The organism is Pseudomonas sp. RGM2987 (assembly GCF_022952855.1).
In the GTDB taxonomy this organism is placed as follows: Bacteria; Pseudomonadota; Gammaproteobacteria; order Pseudomonadales; family Pseudomonadaceae; genus Aquipseudomonas.
In genome coordinates, this window is sequence record NZ_JALJDX010000046.1 from 1 (window position 1) to 2998 (window position 2998).

The 2998-nt window shown below is 66.6% G+C and carries 2 protein-coding genes; both read left to right on the forward strand.

Annotated elements, in window-relative coordinates; all coding sequences use genetic code 11:
• Window positions 1–1446 (forward strand): ABC transporter permease (locus tag RGM2987_RS00285; protein WP_245138120.1); only part of this gene is annotated, 1446 nt, incomplete at its 5' end.
• Between the two features lie 10 nt (window positions 1447–1456).
• The gene (locus RGM2987_RS00290; protein WP_245138121.1) at window positions 1457–2851 is read left to right on the forward strand and encodes an efflux transporter outer membrane subunit; all 1395 of its coding nucleotides are present in this window, start codon (window positions 1457–1459) and stop codon (window positions 2849–2851) included.
• Window positions 2852–2998 lie beyond the last annotated feature (147 nt).

A 2998-nucleotide genomic window follows, 5' to 3' on the forward strand; every position in this document is an offset into this window, starting at 1 on the left:
GCCCTCGACAGCCAGAGCGGCATCGAGGTCATGGCGCTGCTCGATGAATTGGCGAGCCAGGGCCACGTGGTGATCCTGATCACCCATGACCGCGAAGTGGCGGCCCGGGCCAAGCGCATCATCGAGATCCGCGACGGGCTGATCATCAGCGACAGTGCCGTGGCCGATGCGCAACCCTCGGCGGTCAATCCAACCGCCCTGCAAGCGGTGGACCTGCGCCAGCGCCTGAGCGCCGGCAGCGAACACAACGGGGCCTGGAAAGGCGAATTGCTCGACGCGGTGCAGGCGGCGTGGCGGGTGATGTGGATCAACCGCTTCCGCACCTCCTTGACCCTGCTGGGCATCATCATCGGCGTGGCTTCGGTGGTGGTGATGCTGGCGGTGGGCGAAGGCAGCAAGCGCCAGGTCATGGCCCAGATGGGCGCCTTCGGCTCCAACATCATCTACCTCAACGGCTCCGCGCCCAATCCCCGCGCGGCCAAGGGCATCATCAGCGAACAGGACCTCGCCGCCCTCGCCGCCCTGCCCGAGGTGCAGCGGATCATGCCGGTCAACGGCGCCGAAGCCAGCGTGCGCTTCGGCAACCTCGACCACACCAGCTACGTGGGCGGCAACGACACGAACTTCCCGGCCATCTTTAATTGGCCGGTGGCCCAGGGCAGCTACTTCAGCGACGCCGATGAGCGCAGTGCCGCGGCGGTGGCGGTGATCGGCCACAAAGTCCGGCAGAAACTGCTCAAGGACGTCGCCGATCCCATCGGTCGCTACGTGCTGATCGAAAACGTGCCGTTCCAGGTGGTCGGCGTGCTGGCCGAGAAAGGCGCGAGTTCCGGCGATTCGGACGCCGACAACCGCATCGCCGTGCCCTACTCCGCCGCCAGCGTACGCTTGTTTGGCAGCCGGCATCCCGAGTACGTGGTGATCGCCGCCCGGGACGCGGGCAAGGTCCGGCAGGCCGAGCAAGCCGTGTCCCGCACGCTGTTGCGCCTGCACAACGGCAAGCAGGATTTCGAACTGACCAACAACGCCGCGATGATCCAGGCCGAAGCGCGGACCCAGGGCACGCTGTCGCTGATGCTCGGCGCCATCGCGGCGATTTCGCTGCTGGTGGGCGGCATCGGCGTGATGAACATCATGCTCATGACCGTGCGCGAACGGACCCGCGAGATCGGCATCCGCATGGCCACCGGCGCCCGCCAGCGCGACATCCTGCGCCAGTTCCTCACCGAAGCGGTGATGCTCTCGGTGGTCGGCGGGCTGGCCGGCATCAGCCTGGCGCTGCTGGTGGGCGGCGCACTGCTGCTGGTCAAGATCGCCGTGGCGTTCGAATGGCTGGCGGTGTTCGGTGCCTTCGGCTGCGCGCTGGTCACCGGCGTGGTCTTCGGTTTCATGCCGGCTCGCAAGGCGGCTCGCCTCGACCCGGTCGCGGCCCTCACCAGTGAATGAATCGCACCCTATGAAAGCGCACCTGACCCTCCTGGCCGCGAGCCTCGTATTGGCGGCCTGTGGCTCGTCGTTGCCGAAACCGGACAGCGGTATTGAGCCGCCGGCGGCCTGGCAAAATGTCGAAACGCCAGGCGCTCGGGCTGACAACCAGCAATGGTGGACGCAGTTTGGCAGCCCGCAGTTGAACCGGCTGATCGAACAAGCGCGCCTGGACAGTCATGACCTGGCCGCCGCCATGGCCCGGGTTCGCCAGGCCCAGGCCAGTGCGGTGATCGCGGGTGCGCCGCTGTTGCCGGAGATCAAGGCCGGGCTCAACGGCAATCGACAAGAACTGCTGCGGGGCAAGGGCTACAGCCAACTGGACGTGAGTCGGGATAGCCGCACCATCGATTACTACGACGCAAACCTCAGCGCCAGCTATGAACTGGATTTCTGGGGCGGTAAACGGGCGGCGCGGGACAGTGCGTTGAGCAACCTATCGGCGAGCGGGTTCGACCGGGCGACGGTGGAGCTGACCTTGCTCAGCGGGGTTGCCAACAGCTATACCCAGGCGTTGTCCCTGGGCGAGCAGCAGCGGATCGCCGCGCTGAACCTCGCCAACGCCCAAAGCGTACTCAGTCTGGTGCAAACCCGTTACGACGCCGGCAGCGCCACGGCATTGGAACTGTCCCAGCAGAAAAGCCTGGTGGCCGCCCAGCAACGCCGGTTGCCCCAGGTGCAGCAACAAGCCCGGGAAGCAGCGATCACCCTGGCGACGCTGCTGGGGCAACCGGTGCAATCCGTCAACCTCGCCGATGAACAGTTCGACCGCTTGCACTGGCCCGCCATCGATGCCGGCGTGCCCAGTGAACTGTTGCGTCGCCGCCCGGACATCGCCGCCGCCGAAGCACGCCTGACGGCAGCCGAGGCCGACATCCGCGTGGCCCGCGCCGCCCTGCTGCCCTCCGTCACCCTCGGCCTGACCCTGGGCACCGGCGCCGACATCGCCGACCAGTTGCTGCGCAACAACGTCTACAACCTCACCGCCGGCCTGACCGCGCCGATCTTCAACAACGGGCGCCTGAAGGCCGAACGGGACAAGGCCCGCGCCCGCCAGGAAGAACTGCTGGAGCTGTACCGCGCCGCCATCGTCAACGGCTTCGCCGACGTCGAAAAAGCCCTGAACAGCATCCACGGAATCGACCAGCAACGGCAGTGGCAGACCGAAGAACTGCAACAAGCCCAGAACGCCTTCGACATCGCCCAAAGCCGCTACCAGGCCGGCGCCGAAGACCTGCTCACCGTACTGGAAACCCAACGCACGCTTTATGCGGCCCAGGATATGAACGTGCAACTGCGCCTGGCGCGGGTCCAGGCGAGCGTGGCGCTGTACAAGGCGCTGGGTGGGGGTTGGCGGGTCAACTAAGCCGCCCTTTCCTGTTGCGGAGCTTAGGCAAACCCGTGGCGAGGGAGCTTGCTCCCGCAGGGCTGCGAAGCGGCCCCCAACCACGTCACCCGATCCATGAGCGTGTTGACCGGATTGCGACTGCTGCGCAGTCGAGCGGGAGCAAGC